We start from the raw sequence: 25,922 nt of genomic DNA, 5'->3' as shown, positions 1-25,922 counted from the left end.
GTGTAGCAGACCCCACTCCTACAACCTGAGGGGGACTCTGCTTCGGGACCTGGGACCGATCCGCCGTGCGGGGGGTCGCTCATAGCGTGGAGCCATGACCACACCCGTCTGCACAAGCGCGTCGGACGCCGCCACATCGGTGAGGCAGACCCTCTCCCCGTCCCGGCTCCGCTCGACCGGGGGAACTCCCACGTACCCGTCGTTCGCGTCGTATGTGAGGGCCCGCCAGCCGGTGCTGCTGCGTACCGCACGGTCGCTGACCGCGAACCCGAGCGACGCGGAGGACCTGCTGCAGACCGCGCTCACCAAGACGTATGTCGCCTGGGAGCGGATCGAGGACCACCGGGCGCTCGACGGCTATGTGCGCCGGGCGCTGCTGAACACGCGGACCTCGCAGTGGCGCAAGCGCAAGGTCGACGAGTTCGTGTGCGACGAGCTGCCCGAGCCGGAGCCGGTGCCCGGCGGGGACGACCCGGCGGAGCGGCAGGCGCTGCACGACGCGATGTGGCGGGCGATCGCGAAGCTGCCGGCGCGGCAGCGGGCGATGGTCGTCCTGCGGTACTACGAGGACCTGAGCGAGGCCCAGACGGCCGAGGTGCTCGGGGTGTCGGTGGGAACGGTGAAGTCGGCGGTGTCGCGGGCGCTCGGCAAGCTGCGCGAGGACCCGGAGCTCGACCTGGTGCGATAGGTGCGCGGCCCTCCGAAGCACGCCTGCGCGGCCCTCCGAAGGTTGCAAGTTTGCCTGCCCCTAGTGACATACCGCGCGGTATGTGCGCAGAATCAGCGCAGCCCTTACCACCGCGTAGGCAAAGTCGCCCCGGGAGGACTCCGTGCTGAGCACCATGCAGGACGTACCGCTGACCGTCACCCGCATCCTTGTGCATGGTGTGCTGGTGCACGGACAGTCCCAGATCACCACCTGGACCGGGGAGGGCGAGCCGCAGCGGCGCAGCTTCGCCGAGGCGGGCACCCGCGCGGTACAGCTCGCGAACGCCTTGCGCGACGACCTCGGCATCCGGGCCGACGACCGGGTCGCCACGCTGATGTGGAACAACGCCGAGCACGTCGAGGCGTACTTCGCGATCCCCTCCATGGGCGCCGTCCTGCACACGCTCAACCTCCGTCTGCCCGCCGAGCAGCTGGCCTGGATCGTGAACCACGCCGCCGACCGCGTGATCATCGTCAACGGTTCGCTGATCCCGCTGCTCGCCCCGCTGCTGCCGAGGATGACGAGCGTCGAGCACATCGTCGTCTCGGGCCCCGGTGACCGCTCCCCGCTCGCCGGCGCCGCGGCGCAGGTGCACGAGTACGAGGAGCTGATCGCGGACAAGCCGAAGACGTTCGACTGGCCGGAGATCGACGAACGCCAGGCCGCCGCCATGTGCTACACCTCCGGCACGACCGGTGACCCCAAGGGCGTGGTCTACAGCCACCGTTCGATCTATCTGCACTCCATGCAGGTCAACATGACCGAGTCCATGGGGCTGACCGACCAGGACACCTCGCTCGTCGTCGTGCCCCAGTTCCACGTCAACGCCTGGGGCCTGCCGCACGCCACCTTCATGACCGGCGTCAACATGCTGATGCCGGACCGCTTCCTGCAGCCGGCCCCGCTCGCCGAGATGATCGAGAGCGAGAAGCCGACCCACGCGGCCGCCGTCCCCACCATCTGGCAGGGCCTGCTGGCCGAGCTGACCGCCAAGCCCCGGGACGTCTCCTCGCTCACCCAGGTCACCATCGGCGGCTCGGCCTGTCCGCCCGCCCTGATGAAAGCCTTCGACGAGCTCGGCATGCGGGTCTGCCACGCCTGGGGCATGACCGAGACATCCCCGCTGGGCACGGTGGCCCGCCCGCCGGCCCACGCGGTCGGTACGGAGGAGGAGTTCGGCTACCGCCTCACCCAGGGCCGCTTCCCGGCCAGTGTCGAGGCCCGCCTCACCGGCCCCGGCGGCGAGCGGCTCCCCTGGGACGGCGAGTCGGCCGGTGAGCTGGAGGTGCGCGGCCCGTGGATCGCGGGCGCGTACTACAACGGCCCCGACGCCGAACCGCTCCGCCCCGCCGACAAGTTCAGCGAGGACGGCTGGCTGAAGACCGGTGACGTCGGCGTCATCAGCCCCGACGGCTTCCTCACTCTCACCGACCGCGCCAAGGACGTCATCAAGTCGGGCGGCGAGTGGATCTCCTCGGTCGACCTGGAGAACGCGCTGATGTCCCACCCGGACGTCGCCGAGGCCGCCGTGGTCGCCGTCCCCGACGACAAGTGGGGCGAGCGCCCGCTGGCCACGGTCGTGCTGAGGGAGGGCTCCAGCACCGACTTCGCGACCCTGCGCACGTTCCTCGCGGAGGAGGGCAAGATCGCCAAGTGGCAGCTCCCGGAGCGCTGGACGCTCATCGAGGCGGTGCCGAAGACGAGCGTGGGCAAGTTCGACAAGAAGGTGCTGCGCAGGAAGTACGCCGAGGGCGACCTGGACGTGACCACGCTCGGCTGACGCGCTTCTGTACGACCGACAGCCCCTGGCCTGCGCCGGGGGCTGTTCGTCATGCGGGGGTTTCGGGGGAGGGCGGGAGCGGGTCGGATACGAACCAGCCTCGCTGAGGGACGGTGAACACCCAGCCCTCGTCGGCCAGCAGGGCCAACCCCCTCCTGACGGTCGTCCGCGCGATCCCGTACCGCTGCACGAGCTGGGCCTCGCTCGGCAGCATCCGCCCCGGCTGCCAGTCTCCGCGTCGAATCTGTGCGCGCAGGATTTCCGCAAGCTGCCGGTACGGCGTCAGAGGCGCGCCGTGATCGATCTCAGCATCGGGGTTCATGGAATCGACGCTAGGCAAGGGGATTGATGCACGCTCTTCGGGATACGTATCGCAACGTAGCGATACAAGGCGCTACCATCGCAGTCATGAAAGCGCCCCGGCGGGAAGTGTGGAGCTTCCTTGCCGGGGCTGAGCCGACTACAACGGAGTCGACCTGTGCGCAGCCGACTCGTCGCGATCCTGCGATTCCTGCTCCCCGCTCGTGGAGCCCACCGGGCAGAGGGGCCCGTGTCCGCACCCTCTCCCTGCCATCGTCCTGCCCCGACCACACCGCGGTCCTCGTCCGTCGTCTTCGTCCACGGTCTGCCCCTCGTCCGCCCCTACGTCCCGGTGGAGGTCGCCGTATGAGCACGCGCCGCCTCCGCAGTCTCGGCGTCGACCCGGCCACCGGCAAGGCGGTCTACGCCGTCACGGAACCCGGCGGTTACCTCGCGGCGCTCGCCGACGCCCACGCCGTGCGCGTCGCGGTCGCCCTGCTCGCCGTCGTGGGCGCCGTACTGGATTCCGACCGGGCATCCGACGCCGAACTCGCCGCGTTCGTAAGGCCGTTGTACGACGCCCTCGCGGAGTGCGTCGCGATGGTGACGGCGGACCCGGAGTAGAACCCCGGGCCCTTCCTAGTTCGTACCGATCCTCGACAGCAGGTCGACGATGCGGCCCTGCACCTCGCCGCTGGTCGACCGCTCCGCGAGGAACAGCACCGTCTCGCCGGAGGCCAGCCGTGGCAGGTCGGCCTGGTCGACAGCGGCGGTGTAGACGACGATCGGAGTGCGGTTGAGCTGCCCGTTCGCGCGCAGCCAGTCCACGATCCCGGCCTGGCGCCGGTGCACCTGCATCAGGTCCATCACGACCAGGTTCGGCCTGAGCTGCCCCGCCAGCGTCACTGCGTCGGCATCGCTCGCCGCCCGCGCGACCTGCATCCCGCGCCGCTCCAGCGTCGAGGTGAGCGCCAGCGCGATCTCCGCGTGCTCCTCGATGAGCAGGACCCGCGGCGGGTGCTGCTCACTGTCCCGCGGGGCGAGCGCCTTCAGCAGTACGGCGGGATCGGCGCCGTACGCCGCCTCGCGCGTCGCCTGTCCGAGCCCGGCCGTCACCAGCACCGGCACCTCCGCCGCCACGGCGGCCTGCCGCAGCGACTGCAGCGCGGTACGCGTGATCGGCCCGGTCAGCGGGTCCACGAACAGCGCGGCCGGGAACGCGGCGATCTGCGCGTCGACCTCCTCGCGGGAGTGCACGATCACGGGACGGTAGCCGCGGTCGCTGAGCGCCTGCTGGGTGGTGACGTCCGGTGCGGGCCACACCAGCAACCGCCGCGGGTTGTCCAGCGGCTCGGGCGGCAGCTCGTCGTCCATCGGCTGCGGGCGCGGCGGGTCCGCGACCTCGATCGCGCCGCCCGGCCCGTCCAGCGGCTCGGGACCCTCGGCGGCGTTCTCGTCCGGGGCACCTATGGCGTACGACCGTCCGGCACCCTCGGTGGTGGCCGGGGCGAGCCGGGACTGCCCGGCCAGGGTCTGCCCGGCGAGGGACTGTCCGGCCAGGGACGGCTGCGCGGGCGGTTGCTCGGTGGTCGGCGGGTGCGGGCGAGCCCCCTGCTCCTGGCGCTGCTCCTGGCGCGCGGCCGGGTCGGGCGGTGTGCCCAGCTTGCGGCGGCGACCGGAACCGCCCGGCGTCTGCGGGGGCGGGGTGGGCGTCGGCTGTTGCACCTGCGCCGCCTGCCGGCTGAACGGCACGCCCTGCCCCAGGGTCCGCACGCTGATCGCCCGCCCCTGCGTCGAGTTCGGGTCGACGGGGGCGGCCGCCTCGGCGGGCAACGGCTGGGCGGCACGGTGCTCCGGCGGGAGCGGGGTGCCCGCGCCGGGGGTGTCGGTGCCGTTCGGAGAGACGGCGGCGGCACCGATCGGTGTGCCGGGGGCCGGGGTCGCCTGGGCGGCGGGGGCCACGGGCGCCGCGGGCGCCGCCTCCGCGGGGAGCGGCAGGGCCTGACCGACCGTGCCCTGCGCGGGCACGCCCTGCGCGGGCACGCCCTGCGCGGGCACGCCCTGCGCGGGCACGCCCTGCGCGGGCACGCCCTGCGCGGGCACGCCCTGCGCGGGCACGCCCTGCGCGGGCACGCCCTGCGCGGGCACGCCCTGCGCGGGCACGCCCTGCGCGGGCACGCCCTGCGCGGGCACGCCCTGCGCGGGCACGCCCTGCGCGGGCGTCGCGGACATCTCGGCCGACTGGGCCACGGCCCGTCGTCGGCGGCCCGTCGGCGCGCTGGTGGGGTGCGGCTGGGGTGGCGTGTGGTCCTCGGCCTGGTCGTGCGGTACGGCGTCGTGCCGCCCGTCGTCGCCCGGTGCGCCCTCACTCGGCACCGGAGCCTGCATCTGGGCCGGGACCGGGACCGGAACCGGGGCGGGCACCTGCCCGTTCGTGCCGTCGGCCACGGGCACGGGCGTGGGCTCGGAACCGGGTGAACGGTCGGCCTCGGCCGGCGGCAGCGCGAAGACCGTACGGGCCCCCGCCTCCTGCGCGGCGGCACGCTCGGCCGCGGCGGCCAGGGCCCGACGGCGGCGCCCGCCGGGCTGGGCACGGTCGGCCGGGACGGGCTCCGCTCCGGTCTCCGGGGCAGGGGAGGGCGCGGGCAGCGCGGGCGGCAGGGCGGCCTGCGCCTCCCCGCCGTCACGCCGGGCACGCCGACCGGTGGGCACGGGCACGCCCTGCGGCGGTACGGTCCCGCCGAGCCCGCTGCCCACGGCGGCCGTACCCGCCGCGTGCTCGGCCGCCGTCACGACGGCACCCTCGGCCACGTCCTCGTCCTGGCCACCGGTGGCGTCCTCGGCGGGCCGGCCGCGCCGTCGCCCGGTGCCGCCGGAGGCCTCCGTGGCCTCGGCCGCGACCTGCTCCGGCTCCTCGGCCGCGCGCCTCCTGCGCCGCCCGGTCGGTGCGGGCGCATCCGTCTCGGTGGCGTCGGACCGGCTGGGAACCTCGCTCTCCAGGAAGGCGTCCACGGAGTTCCGCCGGGCCCGCCATGCGGCCTCCGCCGGAGGTTTGCCCGGCCGGAGCGCCCGCCTCGGAGCCACCCTCCTCGGCGGCCGTGACGGCGGGAGCCGGAGCCACGACGGCCCCGGCGCCGCCGCCGAGCGGCACCTCGAGGACGTACGCGCTGCCGCTCATGCCCGGCACCTCGTGCGTCTGCAGCACACCACCGTGCGCCCGCACGATCCCGCGCACGATCGGCTCGTGCACCGGGTCTCCCCCGGCGTACGGCCCGCGCACCTCGATGCGGACGACCTCGCCGCGCTGCGCGGCCGCCACGACAACCGTGTTGTCCATGTAACCGCCCGCCGACACGGGCGCGTTGCCGGTCGCGTCGACACCGGCCACGTCCGCGACGAGATGCGCGAGCGCGGTGGCGAGCCGCTGCGGGTCGACCTCCGCCTCGATGGGCGGTGCGTGCACGGCGAACTGCACCCGCCCCGGCCCGATCAGATCGACGGCCCCCTCGACACCGGCGGCGACGACGGCGTCGAGCATCACCTTCGTACGGGTGATGTCCTCCGTACCCGCGTCCAGCCGCTGGTAGCCGAGGACGTTGTCGATGAGCTGGGTGATGCGCGAATAGCCGGCGGAGAGGTGGTGGAGCACCTGGTTGGCCTCGGGCCACAGCTGCCCCGCGTCGTCCGCGGCGAGGGCGGCCAGCTCGCGGCGCAGCTCGTCCAGCGGTCCGCGCAGCGAGCCGGCGAGCAGCGTGAGCAGCTGTTCGTGCCGCCCGGCCAGGGCCTCGTACCGGTCCTTCTCCCGCTCGCCGAGCGCGGCGTACCGCTCCTCATCGGCCGCGAGCTCCTCCGCGTGCTGCTCGCGCAGCCCTTCGAGCTCGGTCACGTGCTTCTGGCGCAGCGCGGTGAGGTCGGAGGCGTGCTCCTCGGAGAGCCGCTCCCGCTCCTCGGCGTGCGCCTTCTCCTGCGCCGCCTTCTCGTCGGCCAGGGTGTCGTAGGGCCGCCGGTCGGTGAAGGTCATCACGGCGCCGACGAGCTGGTCGCCGTCGCGCACGGGCGCGGTCGTCAGGTCGACCGAGACCTTGTCGCCGCTCTTGGCGTACAGCACCTGGCCGCGCACTCGGTGCTTGCGTCCGGAGCGCAGGGTGTCGGCGAGCGGGGACTCCTCGTACGGGAAGGGCGAGCCGTCGGCGCGGGAGTGCAGGACGAGGGTGTGCAGCTCCTTGCCGCCGAGCTCACCGGCCCGGTAACCCAGTATCTGGGCGGCGGCCGGGTTGACGAGGACGATCCGCCCGTCGGTGTCCGTGCCGACGACGCCCTCGGACGCGGCCCGCAGGATCATCTCGGTCTGCCGCTGCGAACGGGCGAGCTCGGCCTCGGTGTCGACGGTTCCGGACAGATCGCGTACGACGAGCATCAGCAGCTCGTCGCCGGTGTAGCCGTAACCGTCGTACGCCTGCTGCCCGTTCTCCAGGTTCGCGCTGGTGACCTCGACCGGGAACTCGGTGCCGTCGGTCCGCCGGGCGATCATCCGCGTCGGCTTGGTCCGCCCGCGCGGGTCCATGTGGTCGGGCCGCCTCATCGAGCCCGGGATCAGCTTGGAGTCGAACTGGGGCAGCAGATCCAGCAGCCCGCGCCCGACCAGAGCCGTACCCGGAGTCTCGAACGCCTCCAGCGCGATCGTGTTCGCGTTGACGACCGTCCCATTGGCGTTGACCAGTACCAACGCGTCGGGAAGCGCGTCGAGTATGGCTGCGAGGCGAGCAGCGCCTCGGGATGGCCTGCTGCTCACGAGACGCTTCCTCCCTGTTACCGCACCTAGCCGACCGCTCGGGCCATCTTGCCAACCGGCCCGCAACGTGTCACGCGAGGGAGTCTAAGGGCAGCGATTGCGCTAGTGACGCCGGATGAGAGGGAGGTCGCACGCGGAAGTGAGGGGGAACGTGTGACCACGTGCTCCGGCCGCCCAAGACCTTCGCGGGACTTCTGGGGGACCTGGGATTCCGCCATGAAATGACTGTCGACCGTGAACGCCGGGTGACTCCTACGAACGGATGTCCGGCAGGAGCGGCACCATGCGGTTCCACCGTGCGATCTCGCAGCCGTTGCTGCGGTCGTACGTCGCGTCGACCGGGCGTCCGGCCCAGGTCCCGGTGACATGGGCGGTGGCCGGGCCGCCGTAGACCATCGTGCAGACGCTGCCCGGCGCCACCGGCGCGAAGGCCTCGCGGCCCCACCGGGTGCTCCGGTCCACGGCCCGGCACGCGCCGGCCACGTCCGGGTGACTGCCGACGGCGGGATGACAGGACACCACGTACGTCCCGTTCCGCCCGGCACCCGCGTGCCGGACGATGACGGTCAGCCGGTCACCGACCCCGGCCGGCCGATCCTCGGCCCGAACGGGCGGGGGCGCGGAGACGGAGACGGCGGGCAGGGCCACGGCGGGGACGGCGGCGACGGAGACGACGGAGGCCGCGGAAGCCATGGACGCCACGGACGTCACGGAGGCCAGAACGGCTCGGGAGAAGACCGGCAACATGCCCTGATCAACGCCCGTGGCCCCCGGACGTTGCGCACCCGCCCCACCGGGGAGAAGGGCTTTGCCCTGTGGCCCGAGTGCCTAGTACCGTAGGGGGCGATTGGTGACAGCACGCTCGACTGTGTCATCATCTGCACGCACCACTCGCGCGCTCGCGTGGGAGGTTGTGTGGGAGGCGTCGCCTAGTCCGGTCTATGGCGCCGCACTGCTAATGCGGTTTGGGCCTTAAAGCCCATCGAGGGTTCAAATCCCTCCGCCTCCGCACCTTGACCAGGGAGTTCGGCCCGTAGCGGCTGGGCTCCCTGAGTCGTCTTCAGAGCCACTTTTAGCCCCCTGATGGCACGGTGTTGGCACCAACCGCTGAAAGCCGGTTCTGGCGCGGGATGAAGGTCGCGATCCGGCGGGTGGCGTCGTCGGCCAGCTCGTCGGCGACGACCGCGTACACGTCCTTCGTGAAGGCCACCGAGGCGTGCCCGAGGACCTCTGACACGAACTTGTCGTCCACCCCGGCGGCGATCAGCATCGTCGCCGCACCGTGACGTAGGTCATGGAAGCGGATGGGCGGGAGCGGCATCCGAAGCGCCACCTCGACGGCCGCCAGGGTCGTGCGGAACTTCCGTGCGATCCGCTCCGCCGGCCAATCCTCGGCAGCCTTCGCGCGGATGTTGGCGTACCGCTCGATCAGGATCCGGAAGCGGCTCGACAGGTACTCCGCCTTCAGCGCGGTCCCGTCCTCGTAGCAGAACACCCGCCCCGCGTCCTGGTAGGCCTCGCCCCACGCCAGACGCTCGCGCAGCTTCTGCTTGTGCCAGGCCTTCAGCACGCGCACGGTCTCGTCGTCGAGGGGGATCTGCCGATACCCAGCCTCGGTCTTCGTGTCGTCCAGCTCGTCGTCCGACTGCGCCTGCAGAACGTGCAGGCGCCGGCGGCCGAGGCTGAGGTCTTTCTCCTCCGCGCCGACCAGCTCGCCGCGGCGAGGCCCGTAGTACGCATCGAGGTGGAACGCCGGATACAGCCGTTCCTCGCTGGCCTCGGCGAAGTCGAGGAACGCGCCGCACTGGTCGCTCGTCCACACCATGACCTTCGCCGGGACGTTCCCGGTCTTCTCCCACGCCTCGACGCGTTCGGCCGTCCACAGCAGGGGCTTCGCGCGGCCCTGCTTCCGCTTCCCACCCTTCGACCGCCAGACCCCGTCAGTCGGGTTGTCCGGCCGGATCTTCGACAGCTTCACGGCGTCCGTCATGGCGCCATGCAGGACCGCGTGAACGCGGCGGATGCGGCCCTCGGAGATCGGACGGGAGTGCAGCCGCCGGCCATCCCGGGTGGCCCGGGCGTCCTTCAGGCGCCGCAGGATCTCCGACCGGTCGCCCTGCTCCTCCGGCCGGTTCAGCTTCCGCATGGCCGCGTACAGCTCGCGGAAGTGCTCGTCGGTGAGGTCGACGACCTTGATGTGCCCGAGTCCGGGATTCCCGTACAGGTCGATGGCCTCGCGCTCGGCGTCCAGCGTGGACTTCTTCAGGCCCTCGCCGGTCTCCGCCTCGGAGACGCGCCAGGTGTAGCGGCGTTCGAGGTACTCGCCGAACGTGGTCTTGCGCTCGTCGTGCGCCTTCGGACTGGCGGCCGTGCCGAGCACCTTGCCCAGCTCGGCCTTGCACTCCCGTTCCGTGGGGAACGGACCGACGCGCGGTTGACGGCGTTTCCCGTCGGCGGACTTGGGTGCCTCGTAGCGGGCGTACCAGCCGCCGTGTCCCTTCTTGCTGAGGTCAGGGCACTTCTTGCCGAGTAGCCGTTTCGTCTCCGAGTCTCGACATGAGCACGCCTTGTACGGCTTCACTTATCAGTCCCCCTCTGGCTCCTCGTCGGCGGCACCCTGCTCCTGGTGCTTCGCACGACGGCCCTGTTCCTGGCGCTCCCATGCGAGGGCAGCGCGGTTGTTCTCCGCCTGTCGCTCCGGCCCGAACCACGCCACCGAGGCCGCACGCTGGCGCTCTGGTGACATCGACTCGAAACCGGCAGCGAGGTCGGCGACGTTCTGCGGAGGCGTCTCGTACCCCTCCTGGAAGATCCGCCCGAACTCCTCCGGACTCAGGTCGCGCAAGCGCGGTCCGGGCTCGGCGCCGGCGCGGCCCTTGACGCTCGGTCCGAGCCAGCCAGCCTTACGGGCCCGGGCGATCCACGAACGCACGGTCTCTTCCGGGCGGTCAAACTCCTGCGCCATGCGCTTCACGGCACCGGCCGGGCGACCGGGAGCTGTCTCCGCAAGGTAGGCGACCGCAACGCTTCGGAGGAGCTCGTCACTGAGGGCACCGCGGCCGCCGCTCCGGGACTTACTCGAAGCCTCGGGGAAGGTAGGGCCGTCCGTCTCGCTGTGGACGGCCAGCGCGACATGGGCGCGGGCGACGTGAAGGATGTCGCTGACTTGGATCCGGCGCAGCAGGCCGCCAGTGACGCCGCTCCCGGACAAGTCCTTGGAGATGAGTTCGAGGCGGGAGATCACCAGCCCCTGCGCGTTCCGGGTGACGTCTCCCGCTACCGCCCACTCATCGCTTCGGGGGCGGCATTGGAAGGTGGCGACCACGCCTTCGGCCTGGCTGATGGCGGCGCCGCGGTCGACATTCGCCGTGATGAGGACCTCATCCGGGTTGTCGGAGGGCGTGGGGGTCTCGGATTTCGTCACCTGGCGAGCATCGCAGCAAGCGCAACAGTAGGTCAACACACCAGCCCGGCAGACGTGGCACACCACCTCTGCTGACATGGTTGACCTGGTGTGGCCAGGTCTGCCAAGCTGGCCACATGACAGCCACAGCGCTTCGCGTTCGTGCTCGTCTGCGCCTGCGCCAGGACCTTCCGTCCCCTGCGGAGCGACGAGCGATTCGTAAGGCCGCGGGTCTCTCACAGGGGGAGCTCGCCGAGGCAATCGGAGTCACCCGCCAGGCCGTCAGTCACTGGGAGGCCGGCACTCGCACCCCGCAGGGCGCGATGCTCGACCGCTACGTGTCCGCCATCCGCACCATGCGGGGTGCGGCGTGACCGGCGTCTGGACGCGCGAGGCAGTCGAGGCGCTCGGCCCGACCACGGACGTCCCCACAGTGGCGTCGATCTTCGGCGTCAACAAGGACACCGTGTACGCGCAGATACGCCGCGGCGAGTGGACCGCAACCCGCGTCCTCACCCTCGGCCGGAAGATCAAGATCCCGACGCGCGACCTGATCGCACTTCTGTACGCGCCGGAAGCCTCCACCGAGCCCGCTCCCCACGGAATCCCGGCAGTGCCAGCACAGTGCCACCACACCGAATACCCGCAGGCCACGGCCAACGAACCGCAGTCTCAATGCGGTTGCAGGGTTGGGGAATCGGCGGCGATCCGCCCCCTCCGGGGCGCATGAGATGGCCCTGCTGTCGGCGATTCCAGCGCCAGCAGCAGGGCCTCAGCGCAGAACCCGTCCAACAGCGAAGCCCCGGGCTCATCGCCTCCACAGCGACCCAGGGCATTCGCACTCACAGAACGGACCACACCTGTGGAAAGCATCGCACACCAGCCCCCGCCGAAGAAGCGCAGCGGGCATAAGCGGCACGGCTACCGGCCGCGCGGCGCCAACGCCCGGCGGGGGTCGGGGACGTCGACGCTTGGTCGTGAGCACCGGCTCATGGAAAGCCGCCTCCGGGTCCGCGCCGAACTGCGCGCGCTCCGCCTGACGAGGGCCGTGTGACCCGCCGCCCCGCTCTCGGAACCCTGGTCGCCACGGCGGCCGGGGAATCCGACATGCACGAGCGTGAGCGGATGCTCGCGCAGTACCACCGCGAACGCGCGCGGCGGGTGCTTGTCCTCGACAGCATCCGTGCGCATCTCGACGAGCAGCCCTCCCCACGCGCTGTCCGCGCATGCGCTCGCAACTGGATCGCCGACCTCCTCGCCCTCGCAGACAAGGTCGCGAAGAACAAGGCCGAGGACACCATCAACACCGACGACTTCGGCGGTGCCGCATGACGACCGTCACCTACACCGCCATCGAGAGACTCCGCGACGACCTGCGCGACCTCGGCGAGCCGATCCGCATGGACCGAGGCGACAGCTTCCGCACCCGTGGACGGTGCCACGACGGCGACGCACCCGACACCGTGTCCGTGCGACGCGGGGACGGGAAGGTCGACATCCACTGTCACAAGTGCGACGGCGACGACCAGTACCTGACCGCGATCGGATGGACTGTGGCAGATCTGTACGACGAGCCGCGCGAGCGCGGTCAGGGGTCTTCCGCGGTGCCGCCCCGTCCACGACCGAAGCCTTCCCCGCCGAAGACCCCGCGGATCCGGACGAAGGCCAAGAGGCCTCTTCGCGGTGAGACCGCAAGCTACCCGTACTGCGACGAGAACGGCGTGCTCCTGTTCGAGGTCGTCCGGATCGAGATTCCCGGCCAGAAGAAGACTTTCCAGCAGATCAGCGCTGATGGCTACTTCGGCACGTCCGGTATCCGCCGTGTCCTCTACCGGCTGCCGGACGTCGTCAAGGCTGCGCAGGCCAGTGAACTCGTCGCCGTCGTCGAGGGCGAGAAGGACGTCGAGACCCTCGTAGCCATGGGCATCACCGCTACCACGATGCCCGGCGGTAGCGGCATGGGTTGGGCGGACGACTACACCCAGCGACTCAAGGGCGCGGGCGAGGTCACCGTGATCGCCGACAACGACGAGACCGGGCTGACCCACGCCGAGACTGTCGCCGCTTCCCTCGATCGTCACGGGATCGGCTACCGCGTTCTCGTCTCCGACCGGGCGAAGGACATCACCGACCACTTCGCGGCTGGCGGAACGCTTGACGACCTGGTCCCGGTGGACGCGCCGTCCGAACGGACGGCCGATCAGCCGGAGATCCCGCCGACCCAACTGCCGCTGGAATTCTGGGACTCCCGAGAGTCCCTGAAGAGCGTCCGGCGCCTGGCCCACTCGAAGCTGCTGCCCGCGGACACGACACTCGGCGCGATCATGGCCCGCGTGTCGGGTGCCATCCCCCACACGTTCACCGCAGAGAGCCCCATGGGGCGTGCGTCCCTGAACCTTCCGGTTGCAATGGTCGGCGGCCCGTCCGCCGGGAAAAGCCAGTCCGCCCGGGCTGCGCGAGAGGCATTCCTGACGCCAGACCGCCTACAGGAGCGCGACGCACTTCCGATCGGTTCTGGTGAAGGCCTCACAGAGATCTTCATGGGCTCCGTCGAAGAGCCGACCGGGGAGGTGCACCAGAAGGGTCCCCATAAGGGCGACCCCGTCATGGTGGCGATCCGCAAGCAGATCCACCACAACGCGTTCGTCTACGTCGACGAAGGCAAGTCCATCGGCGACATCGAGGAACGCGGCGGCTCCACTCTCGGCGAGACGATCCGCCGGGCCGCCATGGGCGAGGCCCTGGGGCAGACGAACGCGACGCAGGAACGCAAGCGGTACGTGGCGCCCATGTCATACGCAATGGGCGTCCTCGTCGGCCTCCAACCGTCAATCGCCACGACCCTCCTGAAGGACGCCGGCACGGGCACGCCGCAACGCTTCCTGTGGCTGTGGGCGCGGGATGTGACGATCTCCGACGAAATGGTCAGGCACCCCGGCGCAATCGCCATCCCGGGCCTTGATGCCTCCCACGACGACGCCGGCCCGGTCTCGTTCCGGGTTCCGGATGCGGTGGCGGCAGAGATGCGGCAGAAGCGGCTGCGTGCGGTTCGTACGGGCGGCATTGATGACGACGAACTGAACGGCCACGAGCCCGTCATGAAGATGAAGTTCGCGGCCCTGCTCGCGGTCATCGACGGCCGGTTCCACATGACGATGGACGACTGGCATCTCGCCGGGATGCTGTGGGCCACGTCGTGCGCGGTCCGGGACGACCTCGTCAGTTTGGCGGAGCGGGAAGCTGCCGCCGCTCGCAGGGCCGCAGCAGACGCGGAGATCGAGCTCGCAACCCGCAAGGACGACGCCCTCGACGCGGCCGCGATGAAGCGTGAGGCCCGCCTGAGGAAGGTTCTCGACCACCTCGCGAGTACTGGCGGCCGGATGAGCCGGACCGACCTGGTCCAGAGGTTCCATTCCCGGTACCGCGGCGAACTCCCGAGCGTGATTGAACGGGGCGTCGCCAAGGGGGTCCTGCGCACCGTCGAGGAAGACGGGGACTGGTGGGTCCATGCAGTGGCCTAGCTCCGGCCCATGCGGGGGTCCAGGACACGTAGGACACCTGTCCTGGTCCCCCTGTGTGACTCCAAGACTTCACCTCTCCACATGTGTACGTAACGAGAGAAAAGGGACATCAAATCTCTTTCGCGTGACGCGCGAGAGGGGGGCCAGGACACCTGTCCTTTCCTGTCCTACGCAGGTCAAGGGGTGTCCTGGGTGTCCTAGCCGCGAGAAGTGTCCTCAGAAGCAACCCACACCGCAGCCTGAACGGAGCCCCCATGCCTGACCTGATCTCCGCCGCCGGCCATGTCGCCGTCTTCACGGGCCTTGACCCGGACGGCCGCACCACCTACCACCATCGCCCGCTGATCGCGTGGACCGTCGGCGACGACGGCCTCCTCACTGGCCAGTACGTCAACGGGCAGGGCAGGACCGCCATCGCGAGCAACATTCCCAACTTCCACCGGTACATGACCGAGGACGAATGGGCGGTGTTCAGCCTTGCCCAGTACCGCCTCCCCCGCCCGATCCGATCGGAGACCTCATGACCACCGACTACGAGGCCATCAAGGCTGGGGCGAAGGAAGCCGTCGCCGAATGGCTGGAGACGCACCCTGACCGCATCAAAGCTGGCGTGCGGACCGCCGTCCTCGACTGGATAGAACTCACGGCGCAGGGCAGCTGCGCCATCGACTCCGGCGCCGAGCGTGCCATCGCCGAATGGGTCAAGGCCCACGAGCCCGAACTCCTCCGGGCCTTCACCGAGGCCATGGCCAAGCGGAGGTCGTCGTGACCGAGTCGACCAGCGCCGTGGAGCAGGCGGTGCAGGCCCGTATCGCCGCAGCGCGCATCAAGGTCCAGGCCGCGAGGGAGCGGCGTGAAAGCCTCGCCGCCGCCCGTCGGGTTGGCCTGGCCCGACGGCACGCGAACAAGCTGCGCCGGCTCGCTGAACAGCGCCACGGAGCCGACGAGGACGACCGCCAGGACGACGAGCAGCACGACCAGGACGACGAAGGGACACCGCAATGACCGAATCCATGGGTCCCCTGCGGTCAGACCCATCCACGGGTCCGCGCTGCTCAGCCCGCCGCAGCAACGGTGAGCCGTGCAGGAACCGGCCGATGCGGGGTCAGGCGGTGTGTCGGAAGCATGGGGGTGCTTCGCCTCAGGCTCGTGCTGCTGCTGAGCGTCGGCAGGTCGAGGGGCAGGCTCGTTCGCTGCTCGCCGAGCTCGGCGTCGCGCCGGTCGAGGATCCGCTGGCGCAGTTGTTGCGGCTTGCGGGTGAGGTGTTGGCGTGGCAGCGGGCGACGGCGCAGCTCGTCAACGAGTTGGAGTCGATTCGCTATCGGGCGGCGAACGGCACCGAGCAACTCCGCGCCGAGGTCCTGATCTACGAACGCGCCATGGACAGGGCGGTGAACGTCCTGGCGGCGATTGCCCGGCTCGGCATCGACGAGCGGCTCGTCGCGGTGACGGAGAAGCAGGCGGATGTTGTTGTCGCGGCGATCAACGCGGCGATGGAGGCGGCCGGGATCAGCGGTGAGCAGGCGGAGCAGGCGCGGCGTGCGGCTGCACAGCACTTGAGGAGCGTGGCGTGATGGACATCTTCAGGACGGCGGCGGACTGGGTGGAGCATGGTCGGCCGGGTGAGCGGAGTGCGGCTGCGGAGGCTGCGGAGTTCGGGGAGCTGTTGTGGGATATCGGCGGGTGGCGGGCGCGGGAGCGGCAGGACGGGGATGTGTACCGGCTGAGCCTGGTCGGCGGGGACTCGGTGCTGACGTATCGGATCGTCGGTGTTGAGGGTGGGTGTCTGCGGTGAGGGCGTTCGGGGTGGCGGCGGGATGGTTGGAGGAGGGCACGCCGGAGGCCCGCGAGTTGGGTGCGGAGATTTTCGCGCTGCTCGACGTCCTGGACGAGGAGGAGATCACGGAGGTTGCCGAGGCGCTGGCCACGGGGGATTGGGTGGAGCGGTGGTGAAAAGCGTGTTGGTGGACGCGGCTAGGGCGGTGTTGGTGGCTGCGGGGTTGTGGCTGGTGCATCCTGCGGCGGGTTTGGTGGCGGCTGGTGTGGGCTGTTGGGCGTTGAATCTTGCGCACGGTGGCGGCCGCGGTGACGGCTAGGGCCATCTGATTGTTGAGTTCGTACAAGGTGAAGGCCCGTCCTCGGGAGACTGAGGACGGGCCTTCTCGCTATGAACGCGACCGTGTTCAGCTTACCCCAGTTCGGTGTTTTCGCAGGTGGTGGCGCGTAAACTGAATGCAGCTATGTGACCGGGCCTGCGTGTGAATGTGGGCCGTCAGTCGAGGGAGACGGATTGTGGTTACCGAACAACAGATTAGCGAGGCCCGGGCAGCGGTGGAGCAGGCGGAGTCCGCGCTTGACGTAGCCGAGGTGCATCATGAGGGCGCCGGTTCCGAGCAGGCGGTGACGGAGTTGCGGGCGGCCCGTGCGGCGGCGTATGCGGCTCGTGACCGGTACCGGTTCCTGCAGGGCCAGTTCGCGCGTGAGCAGGCTGCGGGGCGGGCGCGTGAGGCGGCCGAGGCCGGGTTCCCGGAGAAGGAGCGCAAGGCGGTCACCCAGCGGCTGGAGGCGGCTCGTGACGAGGCTGTGAGCGCGCTGGTGGAGGCGGAGCGGGCGGCGGCTCGGCTGCTCGCTGCGACGGCTGCATACGGGGCTGTGGTGCGTGAGACGGCGGCCGGTTTGAAGGCGCGGGGGCTGTCGGCTGGTGAGGGCGGTGAGGACGGCGGGACGACCGGCGGTGTCGTCCACCTCGGTGGCGAGACCTGGCGGCCGGCGGATGCGCCGTCGTTGCTCGCGGCGGTCGCGCGGTCGGCGGTGGCTGCGCGGGATCCGCGGCATCCGGTTGCGCGGTGGCGGCAGGTGGCTGGGTTGGCGGATCGGGCGGCTCAGGACGAGCTGCTGGCGAAGGCGGCCGAGCGGTGACCGCGCCCTACGCCGAGGAGTACGGCTCCGGTGGCCCGAGCGATGACGGTACGGCCATGGCGGTCTGGCGGGGATTCCTGCGGTGCGCGGCGGTTGAGGTGGCCGGGCAGGCGGCCCGGGACCGGCAGCCTGGCGGGGTCCTAGCGGCGCTCCTGGAGCCAGTGACGGCTTCGGTGGGGCGGTGGGGCCGATGAGCCGCCGTAAGCGCGGCGGGAAGCCCGGGTTGGCACTCGCGGGGACCCTTCCGCGGGACATGAAGCGGCCCCGGCCAGCAACGGGGGGTGCCGGCCGGGGCCTGAACCCGGCCCCGGCACACCGTCGCGCCGGGTACGGGAGTCTCTACGACCACGTGTAGCCGTGGACGTCCGTGATCTGCTGGCGGCCGTTGTAGTAGTCGACGTGCTCGCCGTCCGCGTGCGGCGCCCGGGTGCAGCGGCCTGGCCCATCAGGGTTCCGCTCCCAGCAGTAGCCGGCCGCCCGCCCGGCCGCGAGGGAGGCCTGCTCGTTGCGCGCCTGGCCGGTGCCGGTGCGGGGCTTGTCGGACGGGGTCACGTGGTTCCTCCTGCTTTCCTGGTGCCGCGGGGCTGGTTGCAGCCATGGCCGGGCTTGCACTGGTAGACGTCGACGTCGAGGGCGTGGGCGCCGATGCTGCCGCGGGCCCGGCCCGCCGGTACGGCGCCGTTCTGCAGCGACGCGTGACACCGCACGCAGGCCCATCCCGAGTACTGGGCGCGGGTCAGGTCGAGGGCGGACGGCAGCGCGGTCACGGCCGGTCGGCGAGCGGCACCAGGTCATAGGCCTCGCGGCAGGATCGGCACGCGAAACGCTTCCCTGCCGTTGCCGCGCCGCTGCCCTGGTCGGTCACATTGATGAGCCGCACACCCCGCGCGTGCCCCTGGTGCCACGCACACCAGCCGTAGCCGGTGGGGCTGTTCGCGGCGGGCGCTGGCCGCGTAGTCTCCGCCATGTCGACGCTCCCTGAAAGCGTTGGCCACGCCCGGGGCCGCTCACAGCGGCCGCCGGGGTCAGAACGCCTCAACCTTGCGGGCGTAGACGGCTCCTGACTTCCCGCCGAGGGGTACCCACGATGGGTACTCTCGCGTCAGACCACGCCATCACCAAGCGCGACGGGGCACCTCATGACCGGTCACATGCCGCCAACCGTGCTTCCCCGAGAGCTGCTTGAGCGCCCCGACGTACGGGCCGCGCTCGCCACCCACGACTTCGGCACCGTCTTCCACGTCGCCCGTGCCGAGGCGGGCATCAGCTACTCGCTGATCGCTGCCGAGTGCGGCATCAAGCCGGAGCGGGTGGGGACGCTGGCCAAGGGCAACGGCAAGGTGACGACGTTCGAGAAGATCGTCCGTATCGTCGACGCGTTCCGTATCCCCGGCCGCATGGTGGGTCTCGCCCCGCGGCCGTGGGAGACACCGTCAGACGGCGCTGCTCCTCGCCGGGAGTTCCTCAAGACCTCTGCGGCCGCGAGCCTCGCCGTCGGTCTCCCCGAACTCTCCCGGCCCTCGACCGGCGGGCAGGTCGGCAGCGACCTCCCCGAGAAGTTACGGCAGCGCACGGCCCGGCTGCGGCGCCTCGACGACGTCCTCGGCGGCGGCGACACCTACCGCACCTACCTCGGCGAGTACCAGGCCACCCGGGCGTTGCTGCGCCACCACTCGTACACGCAGGACACGGGCCGCGGCCTGCTGTCGGTGCTCGCCGAGCAGGCGCAGCAAGCCGGGTGGGCGGCGTTCGACGGCGGCCGACACGCCGAGGCGCGCGGCCTGTACGAGGCGAGCCGCACAGCCGCAGCGGATGCGGGGGATACAGCGCTCGCCGGGAACGCGCTCGCCTTCCTGGCCTATCAGGGCCTGCGGGGCGACCGGGAGGAACGGCAGGACGCCGTGCAGACGGCCGCCCGGTCGTGCGCCACGGCCGGCCCGGATGCTGCACCCGGGGTGCGGGCGCTGCTGTACGAGCGGCTCGCGTGGGCGCATGCCGTCGCCGGGCAGGCTGACGAGACCGAGCGCGCCCTGGAGGCCGCGCACCAGGCGCTCGCCGAGGTCGACGGCACGCCGCAACCGGACTGGGCGGCGTGGGTCGACGAGACCGAGTTGCAGATCATGTCCGGCCGGTGCTGGACCGAGTTGCGCCGTCCGCTGAGGGCTGTGCCGGTCCTCGAATCGGCGCTCGCCCGGTATGCCGACTCGCATGCGCGGGACAAGGCGCTGTACATGTCGTGGCTGGCCGACTCCTACCTGACCGCGGGGGAGGTCGAGCAGGCGGCCACGGTCACGGGCCGCGCACTCGACCTGTCGTCGGGGGTGGCGTCGGTACGGCCACGGGAGCGGCTGGCCCCGGTTCTTCAGAGGCTCGGCGCGCACCAGGCGCTGCCCGCGGTCGCCGACGTCCTGGAGCAGGCCCGCGCCTGAACTAGTCGGCGAGGGTGGTGTTCGCGGCGATCCAGTCGAGGCAGCCCTTCGACCCGGTCTCGATCGCCACGGCAGCAATCTCCGGGTTCTGCCACGGGTGGTGCTTGAGGATGTGGGCTTCCAGTTCGGGGTAGCGGGCGCGGGTGGTCTTCAGCAGGAGTTGCCATTCCTCGCCGGTGCCGAATGCGCCGTCGTGCCAGAACGCGGAGGTGACGGGGCCGATGATCTGTGCTCCGGCAGCGAGCCGTTCGGCGACGGCGGTGCGGGCGAGGTCGACGGCCTGGTCGCGGGTCTCGGTGGCAGTGGAGACGTTCAGGTAGTCAGACATGCCGCGAGGTTACCGACCCTCCAGAAACACGAAAGGCCCCCGTCCTCGAGGACCGAGGCAGGGGCCGGTCGTGGATCGCTACTCGGGACGCATGCTGAGGGTCAGCGTGTCCAGCAGCGCCTCTGGGCTGACGCCCGCCGCGGCCGCGTAGAGCTGAGCCAGGGTCCCGGCCGCCGTTGCCAGTTGGATCAGCAGGGTCTTGGCGCCCTGCGCACCGTGGGCCGTGACGAGCTGGTTGTGCGTGGCACACAGGATGGTGGCGCATTCGAGGTTCGAGCGCTGGTCGTCGGCGTACAGGCGCAGGACCCGGACGACTTCGAGTTCGGCGGCCTCGTCGGCTGCGCGGAAGGATGCTGCCTCGGATGATTCGTGACGCGGCATTGGACGGTTCCCCTTCAAGGGCAGAGGTGACCAGCCACCAGGCGGAAGCCGGTCCCTGTCCGTGCCGTGTTTCGAGGCGCCGTGTACAGGGGGCCACGGTGCGTCAGCCCGTAAGGCTACCCGCTCCTCGACGGGGCCGAGGCCCTGGACGTACGAAAGCCCCCAGCGCGGCCGTCACACCGCCTCTGGGGGCTCTTTCTCGTCACGCTACTCGCAGGGTCTGACAACGGCGGTCAGAAGCCGCGCGGGACCTCACGGGCGAGATGCTCAGCGACCGGCGCCCACCCACCCTCCGGCGTCATACCGAGCTCGGCGAGCTCCACACCGAACGCGTCAATCACGGCCGTGTGCGTGATCCGGCCGACGCCACCCGGCACCGGGCGGCCGCGGAGAATGGCGCAGACCGTACCGATCACGTTCGTGACCTCGCGCTGGTGCCCGTTCTCCCACAGCCACGCAACCGCGTCGCACACCTTGGTGCTGGGGCGCAGCCCGTCACCCCTGTGCTCGATCGCGGCGGCCTCGTACTGTCCGAGGCCGTACAGGGCTGTCGCCAAGACGTCGGCGGGCACAGTGACGTGACCGTAGGGAACGGCAGGCTTCTGGGGCATGTGGTGTCTCCTTCGTGTCGATGATGCCGTTGGACGCTGCCCTTCAGCAGCGCGGCTGATGCGTCAGCGGGCGCCGGCCTGGTGGGTTCTGCGCCACGCGTTGTGCGCGCGCCGACCGACACGCAGCCGGAGCCTGCGGCCACGGCACCGCGGGCACGTCCGCACCTTCCGGAACCGCTCCACCTCCCCGGTGCCCGAGCACTTCCGGCACGGCGCGAACGGCTTCACCGCGCACAACACTGCGTAACCGCCGAGCCAGAGCAGCAGGCCAGCCATCGCAACCCACATAGGTGTCTCTCCCCCTCGAATCCAGGGTGTTTCCCGTTTCCCGGGGCCCCTGCTGCTAGCCGCTAGGTAACAGGTCAGGGCCGTGTTTCGGTGCTAGCAGAGGTGCTAGGCCTAGCAGGGCGTGGTGCTAGGCCTAGCAGCCGTACGAGCGTCAGGCTGCAAGCCGATCCGCGTCACGCCGGGTGACGGCGGCGGCGACGTCGGCGCGTTTGATGCCGCGCTTCGTGGTGCCCTTGCCGTCCTCACTGGCGGCCCACACGTCCGCGGTGGCCACGCCCCACGGCTTCAGCCCGGGGGCCACCTTCGCGGTCGTCCACTCGCCGTACACGTCCGGCCAGGACTCCGCCAGGCGGGCGGCGATCCGCTCGCACCACAGCTGCTCCTCGTCGCCGCGGAACACCTTCAGCACGTCGCCGAGAACATCCATGCCGCGGCTCTCGGACGGGCCCTGCCCGATCGCGTGCCCGGTCACGTTGCCGTAGGCCTCGCGCAGCTGGCGGGCGCGGGCTACGACGCCCTCGGCGGCCGGGCCGTCGACGAACGCGGACGCGGCGATGACCGGGTCGTCGCCCTCTCCGGACATCCAGCAAATGCCGCGGTCGGAGCGGCTGAACATGGTGGCGCGGATGCCGGCCTTGTACGCGCCGGTGCCGAGCACCATGTCATTGGCCTGGTGGTTCATCACCTTCAGGCAGAACCTGAGGATGGCGTTCGCTGAGATGCCGGGCGGCAGGCTCTTGGCGTCCGGACGCTGTGTGGCGAAGATCCCGATGATGCCCAGCGCGGGGCCGCGCTTGGCGATGTCCGTGCAGATGCTCTCGAGCTCGGCGCCGTACTTCTCATGCTCGAACGGGACTTGGCATTCGTCGAAGCCGACGACGATCGGGTGCAGGCCGAGGCTCTTGTCGTTGGCCAGCGCGGGCGTGACCTTGGATTCTGGGCAGCGGGACTTGGGCAGGTGACGGATCACCTTCGCGCGGCGGCGCAGTTCCTCTTTCAGCTCTCGCATGGCGTGCAGGACGTACTCCAGGTCCTCGTCTTCCTCGCCGGAGCGGTAGCGGTGGCAGACCGGTTCGAGGGGGCCGAGGTCGCCGGTGCCCTTGAAGTCGAACCCGAGGATCCAGGCGCGCGGGTCGAGGGCGGCGATGAGCAGCAGCAGGCGGAGCAGGAACGTCTTGCCCATACGCGGGACGGAGCCGATGACGACCGAGACGAACATCAGGCAGACGACGATGTCCCGCATGCGCTGGTCGTTGCCGAAGACGACCGGCTTGAACAGGTCCACCTCCCCGTCCTTCAGCAGCGGCCACGGGGGCTTCGTGGTCTCGTTCATGGGCTTGTCGCCCACCCACAGGATCAGCCGGCCCTCGTGTTCGTCGGGGTCGCCGGACGGCCATACGCAGCCGAGCTTGCGGCGCAGGCCGGAGGCGAGGGCCTGGCGCTCCTCCATGACGTCCTCGGGGACGACGCCATACGGGAGGTCGAGGTCGGCCCGGTAGCCGGGGCCGTCGCGGGTGATCTCCGAGGTGAAGCGCATGCCGTTCATGTCGCCGCCTTTCTTGATGGCGGCCGTGATCTTCGGGTTGCCGATGGAGTCGAGGGCGCGGAGCACGATCGTGCCGGTGAGTTTCTGCAGCTCGGTGCGCATGACGGCCGGGCCGATGACCGGGGCGTCGGGCTGCTGGCCGAAGTATCCGAGGGTGAGGACCCCGCCGGCCGCGAACACGTACAGGTAGGCGGGTGCCAGGACGTACAGCCACAGGGCGAAGCCGAGGCCGAACACGCAGGCCACCACGGTGACCAGGCCGCGCAGTCGGACGCGGCCGGCGCGCAGCCGGGCGAGGCGCATGTATTCCTCGACGTCCTCGGCGCGCACGGCGAAGTCCCGGAGCGGGGCGGCTTCGCGGTCCCATACCCACCGATTCGTCGAGGTGACCAGGCGGGCGGTGCCGCGCGGCGCCATCATGCCGAGCTGCAGGGCGTACCAGGGGGCGCGCAGTCCGTGGTAGGCGGTGGCGTACCAGGCGTGGCCTGCGGCGCGTTCGACGGTGGCGAGCAGGTCGCGGCGGGAGCGGAGCCACGGGGCGATGATCGGGCGGCGCTTCTCGGTGGTGACGCCCGGGTCGGGGAGCTTGGGGTTGTCGACGGGGATGGGCGGGGGCGGAGTTTCCGGCTCGGTGGCCGCGGCCTCTATGGCGTCGGCGTTGGCGGGTACCAGGGTGTCCGTCATGCTGGTGGTTCCTTGTCTCTTGCTGAGGGACGGGAGGCACGGGGCGGCCGGCGATGCCTTGGCCGGGATGCGGCCGCCCCGTGGCGCTACTTCTTGCGTCGGGTCTTGGCCCGCTCTGCCTCGCGGGCTTCAGCGGCGGCGATGATCCGGTCCGCCTGCGCCTCGAACTGCCTTGCCTTCCGAGGGTTCTTCGCTGTGAGGGCGCGGTGTCCGAGGAGGATCACGCGGGCGGTCTCGGCCGCGGTGAGCGGCCCGGTCTTGCTGAGGGGCTGCCCGGCCATCAGGAGCGGCCTCCCTCGCGCTTCAGGTGGGCGTTCGCCTCGTTCTGAGCAAGGCCTCGGCTGCGGTGCCCGTAGCCCTTGGCCTGGCAGGTGCAGTACCAGTTGAACGTGTAGCGGCCGCCGCCGCGGTGCTCGGGCTCGACCCAGATCCGGTGCTGCATGTCACTTCCCCTTCAGGTAGTCGCGCCACATCGAGCGCAGGATGAGCAGGCAGGCCGTCGCGCAGGTCGCCCCGATGGCGATGGCCACGGCGAACAGGGCGCCGACCAGGCCGACGGAGACGACCACGCCGCCGATGACGACCCACTTCTTGGCGTCGAACTCGGACTTGGCGGGCTGCTGCTGGTAGGCCGGCGCCTGCTGCTGGTTGAGCAGCTGCTGCGCGGCGAGGATCGCGGCGATGCTCCGGACCATCTCCGAGTTGTCGGCGGCCTCGACCGCCTCGCGGGCGGCCTTGTCCAGGGCGTCGCTCATCGTGCCCACCTCCGGATCCGGGGCAGGTACGGGCGGGCCGCGAGGCCGGCGGCGAACGCGACGACGAGGGGCTTGGACAGAAGCGCCACGGCGATCGTGAGCACGGCGGCGAGGAGGGACGGGTACAGCAGGAGCAACCCGAGCAGGGCGCCGAGGATGAGCCAGCGCATCACGCGTATCCGCCTTCCATGGGATTGGCCGGAGAGACCGGCTCGGTCTTCTTCGCCGCCCTAGACAGGGCGGTGCGCACGTAGGGCTCTGTGACCACCAGGCGCCGGTGACGCTCGACGTGCTCGACGATCTCCCGCGGTTTCGCATCCGGTCCCAGGGCTGATGCGGCCTCGATCACCGCGGCCTCCAACGTGACCGGCTCCAACTCGCCGATAGGCGGGCTGACCTGTTGATGCGCGGCCGCATCAGGGCGCTCGACCGTGTACTCCGGGGGCTGCTCGCCGAGGACCAGGGCGACCGCTACCGGGTCGACGTGGACGTCGTAGGTGCCGAGGATCGCGGCGAGTTCGGCCGGGGGCGCATCAGGTCGCGCATCGTGTGCGAACCGGATGGCGTCGGCCGGGTCCATGCCGGCGAAGCGGGCGCGCAGCACCTCCGTCGCGGACGCCGCCCGGGGCGGGTTTGAGACTGCCGGGCTGACAGTCTCATAGGCCGCGCCGTACATGGATGCGAGGGCCGCATCAGCTCCCTCGCGGACGCGGACGCGCTGCACGTCGACCAGGCCGGCGCCGAGCTCGGCGTCACCCACACCCACGTACCGGGCGAGGCGCCAGTAGCGGCGGACTGCGGCCTTCTTCTTGCGGTCGTCGGGGTGGCCGTCGGCGACGGCCCGGTTGAAGGCGAGTTGCCGGGCGGCGTCCGCGTTGCGGCGTACCACCTCGGCGTCGATGCCGGTGCGGTAGACGACGATGCTCCGGGCGATGAGGCCGAGGCCCTCGGCGGCGCCGGACATGGCGAGCGGGGTGACCGCGTACACGGCGGCTTCGCGGATGTCGCTGGCGATGGCCACGCCGATGGCGCTCGCGGACAGTGGGGCGAGCCACATGCCGCCCCGGACCACGGCGGGTGACGGCATGTTGAGCATCGTCCGTCCGAGCATGATGAGGGCGAGGATGAGTGTGAGGCCCTCTCCGGCGGCGACGACGCCGGCCGCGGTCGCCTGCCGGTGGAAGGCGGACACGGCGTTGCTGTAGGTGCCCCAGGCGCCGAAGCCTCCGACGGCGACCATGGCGACGGCGGCCGCGCCGAGTACGACGGCCTGCCCGCGGGTCAGTTCTCTGGTGTTCATTCGCCGACCTCCGGGGTGGCGGCGCGCACGACACGGTGGGCGCACAGGGTCACGGCCTCGCGGTCGCGGCGTTCGTTCGCTTCGAGCAGCGCAGCCATCAAGGCGGGGACAGGGGGAAGGGGCCGGGCCGACCGGCACACCGCGCGTAAGGCGGCGTGCTCGGTCGGCCGACGTAC

The 25,922-nt window shown here is 71.0% G+C and carries 32 protein-coding genes, 1 tRNA gene and 1 pseudogene; 16 read left to right on the top strand and 18 right to left on the bottom strand.

All coding sequences use genetic code 11. The annotated features are described in order from the left end of the window. Positions 1 to 94 precede the first annotated feature (94 nt). The gene (locus N8I87_RS19825) at positions 95 to 688 is read left to right on the top strand and encodes a SigE family RNA polymerase sigma factor (RefSeq protein ID WP_263210494.1); all 594 of its coding nucleotides are present in this window, start codon (positions 95 to 97) and stop codon (positions 686 to 688) included. 142 nt (positions 689 to 830) lie between these two features. Next, positions 831 to 2,489, top strand: coding sequence for a long-chain fatty acid--CoA ligase (locus N8I87_RS19820; protein ID WP_263210492.1), 1,659 nt, complete (start codon positions 831 to 833; stop codon positions 2,487 to 2,489). Positions 2,490 to 2,538: 49 nt separating this feature from the next. On the opposite strand, the gene N8I87_RS19815 is transcribed toward N8I87_RS19820, so the two are convergent. Further along, positions 2,539 to 2,811, bottom strand: coding sequence for a GntR family transcriptional regulator (locus tag N8I87_RS19815; protein ID WP_263210491.1), 273 nt, complete (start codon positions 2,809 to 2,811; stop codon positions 2,539 to 2,541). A gap of 344 nt (positions 2,812 to 3,155) precedes the next feature. Between N8I87_RS19815 and N8I87_RS19810 the strand changes: the two genes are divergently transcribed. Next, a complete protein-coding gene (locus N8I87_RS19810) occupies positions 3,156 to 3,413 on the top strand; it encodes a hypothetical protein (RefSeq protein ID WP_263210489.1) in 258 nt (85 codons plus the stop codon). Positions 3,414 to 3,428: 15 nt separating this feature from the next. Here N8I87_RS19810 and N8I87_RS44395 read toward each other — a convergent pair whose 3' ends face one another. The 3 genes and pseudogenes from N8I87_RS44395 to N8I87_RS19800 all read right to left on the bottom strand — a co-directional run bounded on the left by N8I87_RS44395 (position 3,429) and on the right by N8I87_RS19800 (position 8,274). After that, positions 3,429 to 5,801, bottom strand: a complete 2,373-nt coding sequence (locus N8I87_RS44395; protein ID WP_411577255.1) for a response regulator — start codon at positions 5,799 to 5,801, stop codon at positions 3,429 to 3,431. 1,054 nt (positions 5,802 to 6,855) lie between these two features. Further along, a pseudogene (locus N8I87_RS44390) lies at positions 6,856 to 7,581 on the bottom strand (PAS domain S-box protein); the annotation flags it as partial. 252 nt (positions 7,582 to 7,833) lie between these two features. Then, complete coding sequence (locus N8I87_RS19800; protein ID WP_263210488.1) at positions 7,834 to 8,274, bottom strand: SSI family serine proteinase inhibitor; 441 nt, start codon at positions 8,272 to 8,274, stop codon at positions 7,834 to 7,836. 225 nt (positions 8,275 to 8,499) lie between these two features. Between N8I87_RS19800 and N8I87_RS19795 the strand changes: the two genes are divergently transcribed. Beyond that, positions 8,500 to 8,590, top strand: a tRNA-Ser gene (locus N8I87_RS19795). A 63-nt stretch (positions 8,591 to 8,653) separates the two neighbouring features. Here N8I87_RS19795 and N8I87_RS19790 read toward each other — a convergent pair. Together N8I87_RS19790 and N8I87_RS19785 are read right to left on the bottom strand one after the other, a co-directional pair. Continuing rightward, the gene (locus tag N8I87_RS19790) at positions 8,654 to 10,162 is read right to left on the bottom strand and encodes a site-specific integrase (RefSeq protein ID WP_263210487.1); all 1,509 of its coding nucleotides are present in this window, start codon (positions 10,160 to 10,162) and stop codon (positions 8,654 to 8,656) included. Positions 10,163 to 10,165: 3 nt separating this feature from the next. Continuing rightward, complete coding sequence (locus N8I87_RS19785; protein WP_263210486.1) at positions 10,166 to 11,083, bottom strand: hypothetical protein; 918 nt, start codon at positions 11,081 to 11,083, stop codon at positions 10,166 to 10,168. A gap of 38 nt (positions 11,084 to 11,121) precedes the next feature. On the opposite strand from N8I87_RS19785, the gene N8I87_RS44385 reads away from it, so the two are divergent. The 11 genes from N8I87_RS44385 to N8I87_RS19735 all read left to right on the top strand — a co-directional run bounded on the left by N8I87_RS44385 (position 11,122) and on the right by N8I87_RS19735 (position 17,424). Further along, entirely contained in the window at positions 11,122 to 11,358 is a 237-nt protein-coding gene (locus N8I87_RS44385) for a helix-turn-helix domain-containing protein (RefSeq protein WP_411577254.1), read from the top strand. Continuing rightward, the gene (locus N8I87_RS19780) at positions 11,355 to 11,714 is read left to right on the top strand and encodes a helix-turn-helix domain-containing protein (protein ID WP_263210485.1); all 360 of its coding nucleotides are present in this window, start codon (positions 11,355 to 11,357) and stop codon (positions 11,712 to 11,714) included. The genes N8I87_RS44385 and N8I87_RS19780 overlap by 4 nt, the downstream gene beginning before the upstream one ends. A 320-nt stretch (positions 11,715 to 12,034) precedes the next feature. After that, the gene (locus N8I87_RS19775) at positions 12,035 to 12,316 is read left to right on the top strand and encodes a hypothetical protein (RefSeq protein ID WP_263210484.1); all 282 of its coding nucleotides are present in this window, start codon (positions 12,035 to 12,037) and stop codon (positions 12,314 to 12,316) included. A gap of 389 nt (positions 12,317 to 12,705) precedes the next feature. Then, complete coding sequence (locus N8I87_RS19770; protein WP_263210483.1) at positions 12,706 to 14,505, top strand: hypothetical protein; 1,800 nt, start codon at positions 12,706 to 12,708, stop codon at positions 14,503 to 14,505. 254 nt (positions 14,506 to 14,759) lie between these two features. Continuing rightward, positions 14,760 to 15,029: a DUF6253 family protein gene (locus N8I87_RS19765; protein WP_263210481.1), complete on the top strand. Its 270-nt coding sequence runs from the start codon at positions 14,760 to 14,762 to the stop codon at positions 15,027 to 15,029. Continuing rightward, complete coding sequence (locus N8I87_RS19760) at positions 15,026 to 15,274, top strand: hypothetical protein (RefSeq protein WP_263210480.1); 249 nt, start codon at positions 15,026 to 15,028, stop codon at positions 15,272 to 15,274. Before N8I87_RS19765 ends, N8I87_RS19760 begins: the two co-directional genes overlap by 4 nt. Continuing rightward, entirely contained in the window at positions 15,271 to 15,510 is a 240-nt protein-coding gene (locus tag N8I87_RS19755; protein ID WP_263210478.1) for a hypothetical protein, read from the top strand. The genes N8I87_RS19760 and N8I87_RS19755 overlap by 4 nt, the downstream gene beginning before the upstream one ends. Next, on the top strand, positions 15,507 to 16,079 hold the full coding sequence (locus tag N8I87_RS19750; protein ID WP_317633480.1) for an HGGxSTG domain-containing protein: 573 nt from the start codon (positions 15,507 to 15,509) through the stop codon (positions 16,077 to 16,079). The genes N8I87_RS19755 and N8I87_RS19750 overlap by 4 nt, the downstream gene beginning before the upstream one ends. After that, positions 16,079 to 16,300, top strand: coding sequence for a hypothetical protein (locus tag N8I87_RS19745; protein ID WP_263210474.1), 222 nt, complete (start codon positions 16,079 to 16,081; stop codon positions 16,298 to 16,300). The genes N8I87_RS19750 and N8I87_RS19745 overlap by 1 nt, the downstream gene beginning before the upstream one ends. Next, positions 16,297 to 16,458: a hypothetical protein gene (locus N8I87_RS19740; protein ID WP_263210473.1), complete on the top strand. Its 162-nt coding sequence runs from the start codon at positions 16,297 to 16,299 to the stop codon at positions 16,456 to 16,458. The genes N8I87_RS19745 and N8I87_RS19740 overlap by 4 nt, the downstream gene beginning before the upstream one ends. A gap of 339 nt (positions 16,459 to 16,797) precedes the next feature. Next, a complete protein-coding gene (locus N8I87_RS19735) occupies positions 16,798 to 17,424 on the top strand; it encodes a hypothetical protein (RefSeq protein WP_263210471.1) in 627 nt (208 codons plus the stop codon). Positions 17,425 to 17,763: 339 nt separating this feature from the next. Here the strand turns inward: N8I87_RS19735 and N8I87_RS19730 are convergent, their stop codons facing one another. From N8I87_RS19730 to N8I87_RS19720, 3 genes are read right to left on the bottom strand one after another with little or no spacing between them, the layout of a single operon-like run. Then, positions 17,764 to 17,976, bottom strand: a complete 213-nt coding sequence (locus N8I87_RS19730) for a hypothetical protein (RefSeq protein ID WP_263210470.1) — start codon at positions 17,974 to 17,976, stop codon at positions 17,764 to 17,766. Then, positions 17,973 to 18,191 carry a hypothetical protein gene (locus N8I87_RS19725; RefSeq protein ID WP_263210468.1) on the bottom strand — a complete coding sequence of 73 codons (219 nt, stop codon included), beginning with the start codon at positions 18,189 to 18,191 and terminating at the stop codon, positions 17,973 to 17,975. Before N8I87_RS19725 ends, N8I87_RS19730 begins: the two co-directional genes overlap by 4 nt. Next, the gene (locus tag N8I87_RS19720) at positions 18,188 to 18,391 is read right to left on the bottom strand and encodes a hypothetical protein (protein WP_263210467.1); all 204 of its coding nucleotides are present in this window, start codon (positions 18,389 to 18,391) and stop codon (positions 18,188 to 18,190) included. The genes N8I87_RS19725 and N8I87_RS19720 overlap by 4 nt, the downstream gene beginning before the upstream one ends. A 172-nt stretch (positions 18,392 to 18,563) precedes the next feature. Here N8I87_RS19720 and N8I87_RS19715 point away from each other — a divergent pair, with 172 nt between their 5' ends. Next, the gene (locus N8I87_RS19715; RefSeq protein ID WP_263210466.1) at positions 18,564 to 19,853 is read left to right on the top strand and encodes an NsdA family TPR-like regulatory protein; all 1,290 of its coding nucleotides are present in this window, start codon (positions 18,564 to 18,566) and stop codon (positions 19,851 to 19,853) included. A 1-nt stretch (position 19,854) separates the two neighbouring features. Here the strand turns inward: N8I87_RS19715 and cutA are convergent, their stop codons facing one another. From cutA to N8I87_RS19670, 9 genes are all read right to left on the bottom strand, one after another. Continuing rightward, the gene (gene cutA, locus N8I87_RS19710) at positions 19,855 to 20,181 is read right to left on the bottom strand and encodes a divalent-cation tolerance protein CutA (protein WP_263210464.1); all 327 of its coding nucleotides are present in this window, start codon (positions 20,179 to 20,181) and stop codon (positions 19,855 to 19,857) included. A 78-nt stretch (positions 20,182 to 20,259) separates the two neighbouring features. Beyond that, a complete protein-coding gene (locus tag N8I87_RS19705) occupies positions 20,260 to 20,562 on the bottom strand; it encodes a hypothetical protein (protein ID WP_263210463.1) in 303 nt (100 codons plus the stop codon). Between the two features lie 233 nt (positions 20,563 to 20,795). Continuing rightward, entirely contained in the window at positions 20,796 to 21,173 is a 378-nt protein-coding gene (locus N8I87_RS19700; protein WP_263210461.1) for a hypothetical protein, read from the bottom strand. A gap of 439 nt (positions 21,174 to 21,612) precedes the next feature. Then, complete coding sequence (locus N8I87_RS19695) at positions 21,613 to 23,691, bottom strand: cell division protein FtsK (protein WP_263210460.1); 2,079 nt, start codon at positions 23,689 to 23,691, stop codon at positions 21,613 to 21,615. A gap of 86 nt (positions 23,692 to 23,777) precedes the next feature. Beyond that, positions 23,778 to 23,972, bottom strand: coding sequence for a hypothetical protein (locus N8I87_RS19690; protein ID WP_263210459.1), 195 nt, complete (start codon positions 23,970 to 23,972; stop codon positions 23,778 to 23,780). After that, complete coding sequence (locus tag N8I87_RS19685; protein ID WP_263210458.1) at positions 23,972 to 24,133, bottom strand: hypothetical protein; 162 nt, start codon at positions 24,131 to 24,133, stop codon at positions 23,972 to 23,974. Before N8I87_RS19685 ends, N8I87_RS19690 begins: the two co-directional genes overlap by 1 nt. A gap of 1 nt (position 24,134) precedes the next feature. Further along, entirely contained in the window at positions 24,135 to 24,446 is a 312-nt protein-coding gene (locus tag N8I87_RS19680; protein WP_263210457.1) for a hypothetical protein, read from the bottom strand. After that, positions 24,443 to 24,619: a hypothetical protein gene (locus tag N8I87_RS19675; protein ID WP_263216987.1), complete on the bottom strand. Its 177-nt coding sequence runs from the start codon at positions 24,617 to 24,619 to the stop codon at positions 24,443 to 24,445. The genes N8I87_RS19680 and N8I87_RS19675 overlap by 4 nt, the downstream gene beginning before the upstream one ends. Further along, on the bottom strand, positions 24,616 to 25,746 hold the full coding sequence (locus N8I87_RS19670; RefSeq protein ID WP_263210456.1) for a hypothetical protein: 1,131 nt from the start codon (positions 25,744 to 25,746) through the stop codon (positions 24,616 to 24,618). Before N8I87_RS19670 ends, N8I87_RS19675 begins: the two co-directional genes overlap by 4 nt. Between the last annotated feature and the right edge of the window lie 176 nt (positions 25,747 to 25,922).

This window comes from Streptomyces sp. HUAS 15-9 (genome assembly GCF_025642155.1).
In the GTDB taxonomy this organism is placed as follows: Bacteria; Actinomycetota; Actinomycetes; order Streptomycetales; family Streptomycetaceae; genus Streptomyces.
The sequence above is the reverse complement of the archived record's forward strand: the minus strand, read 5'-3'. Positions and strand labels throughout refer to the sequence as shown.

Excerpts from the sequence above, each read along its gene's own strand:
- N8I87_RS19825 (WP_263210494.1), top strand. The coding sequence starts at position 95 with ATGACCACACCCGTCTGCACAAGCGCGTCGGACGCCGCCACATCGGTG.
- N8I87_RS19815 (WP_263210491.1), bottom strand. The coding sequence starts at position 2,811 with ATGAACCCCGATGCTGAGATCGATCACGGCGCGCCTCTGACGCCGTAC.
- N8I87_RS19810 (WP_263210489.1), top strand. The coding sequence starts at position 3,156 with ATGAGCACGCGCCGCCTCCGCAGTCTCGGCGTCGACCCGGCCACCGGC.
- N8I87_RS19800 (WP_263210488.1), bottom strand. The coding sequence starts at position 8,274 with ATGGCTTCCGCGGCCTCCGTCGTCTCCGTCGCCGCCGTCCCCGCCGTG.
- N8I87_RS19785 (WP_263210486.1), bottom strand. The coding sequence starts at position 11,083 with ATGTCAGCAGAGGTGGTGTGCCACGTCTGCCGGGCTGGTGTGTTGACC.
- N8I87_RS44385 (WP_411577254.1), top strand. The coding sequence starts at position 11,122 with ATGACAGCCACAGCGCTTCGCGTTCGTGCTCGTCTGCGCCTGCGCCAG.
- N8I87_RS19765 (WP_263210481.1), top strand. The coding sequence starts at position 14,760 with ATGCCTGACCTGATCTCCGCCGCCGGCCATGTCGCCGTCTTCACGGGC.
- N8I87_RS19760 (WP_263210480.1), top strand. The coding sequence starts at position 15,026 with ATGACCACCGACTACGAGGCCATCAAGGCTGGGGCGAAGGAAGCCGTC.
- N8I87_RS19750 (WP_317633480.1), top strand. The coding sequence starts at position 15,507 with ATGACCGAATCCATGGGTCCCCTGCGGTCAGACCCATCCACGGGTCCG.
- N8I87_RS19745 (WP_263210474.1), top strand. The coding sequence starts at position 16,079 with ATGGACATCTTCAGGACGGCGGCGGACTGGGTGGAGCATGGTCGGCCG.
- N8I87_RS19720 (WP_263210467.1), bottom strand. The coding sequence starts at position 18,391 with ATGGCGGAGACTACGCGGCCAGCGCCCGCCGCGAACAGCCCCACCGGC.
- N8I87_RS19715 (WP_263210466.1), top strand. The coding sequence starts at position 18,564 with ATGACCGGTCACATGCCGCCAACCGTGCTTCCCCGAGAGCTGCTTGAG.
- cutA (WP_263210464.1), bottom strand. The coding sequence starts at position 20,181 with ATGTCTGACTACCTGAACGTCTCCACTGCCACCGAGACCCGCGACCAG.
- N8I87_RS19705 (WP_263210463.1), bottom strand. The coding sequence starts at position 20,562 with ATGCCGCGTCACGAATCATCCGAGGCAGCATCCTTCCGCGCAGCCGAC.
- N8I87_RS19700 (WP_263210461.1), bottom strand. The coding sequence starts at position 21,173 with ATGCCCCAGAAGCCTGCCGTTCCCTACGGTCACGTCACTGTGCCCGCC.
- N8I87_RS19695 (WP_263210460.1), bottom strand. The coding sequence starts at position 23,691 with ATGACGGACACCCTGGTACCCGCCAACGCCGACGCCATAGAGGCCGCG.
- N8I87_RS19690 (WP_263210459.1), bottom strand. The coding sequence starts at position 23,972 with ATGGCCGGGCAGCCCCTCAGCAAGACCGGGCCGCTCACCGCGGCCGAG.
- N8I87_RS19685 (WP_263210458.1), bottom strand. The coding sequence starts at position 24,133 with ATGCAGCACCGGATCTGGGTCGAGCCCGAGCACCGCGGCGGCGGCCGC.
- N8I87_RS19680 (WP_263210457.1), bottom strand. The coding sequence starts at position 24,446 with ATGAGCGACGCCCTGGACAAGGCCGCCCGCGAGGCGGTCGAGGCCGCC.
- N8I87_RS19670 (WP_263210456.1), bottom strand. The coding sequence starts at position 25,746 with ATGAACACCAGAGAACTGACCCGCGGGCAGGCCGTCGTACTCGGCGCG.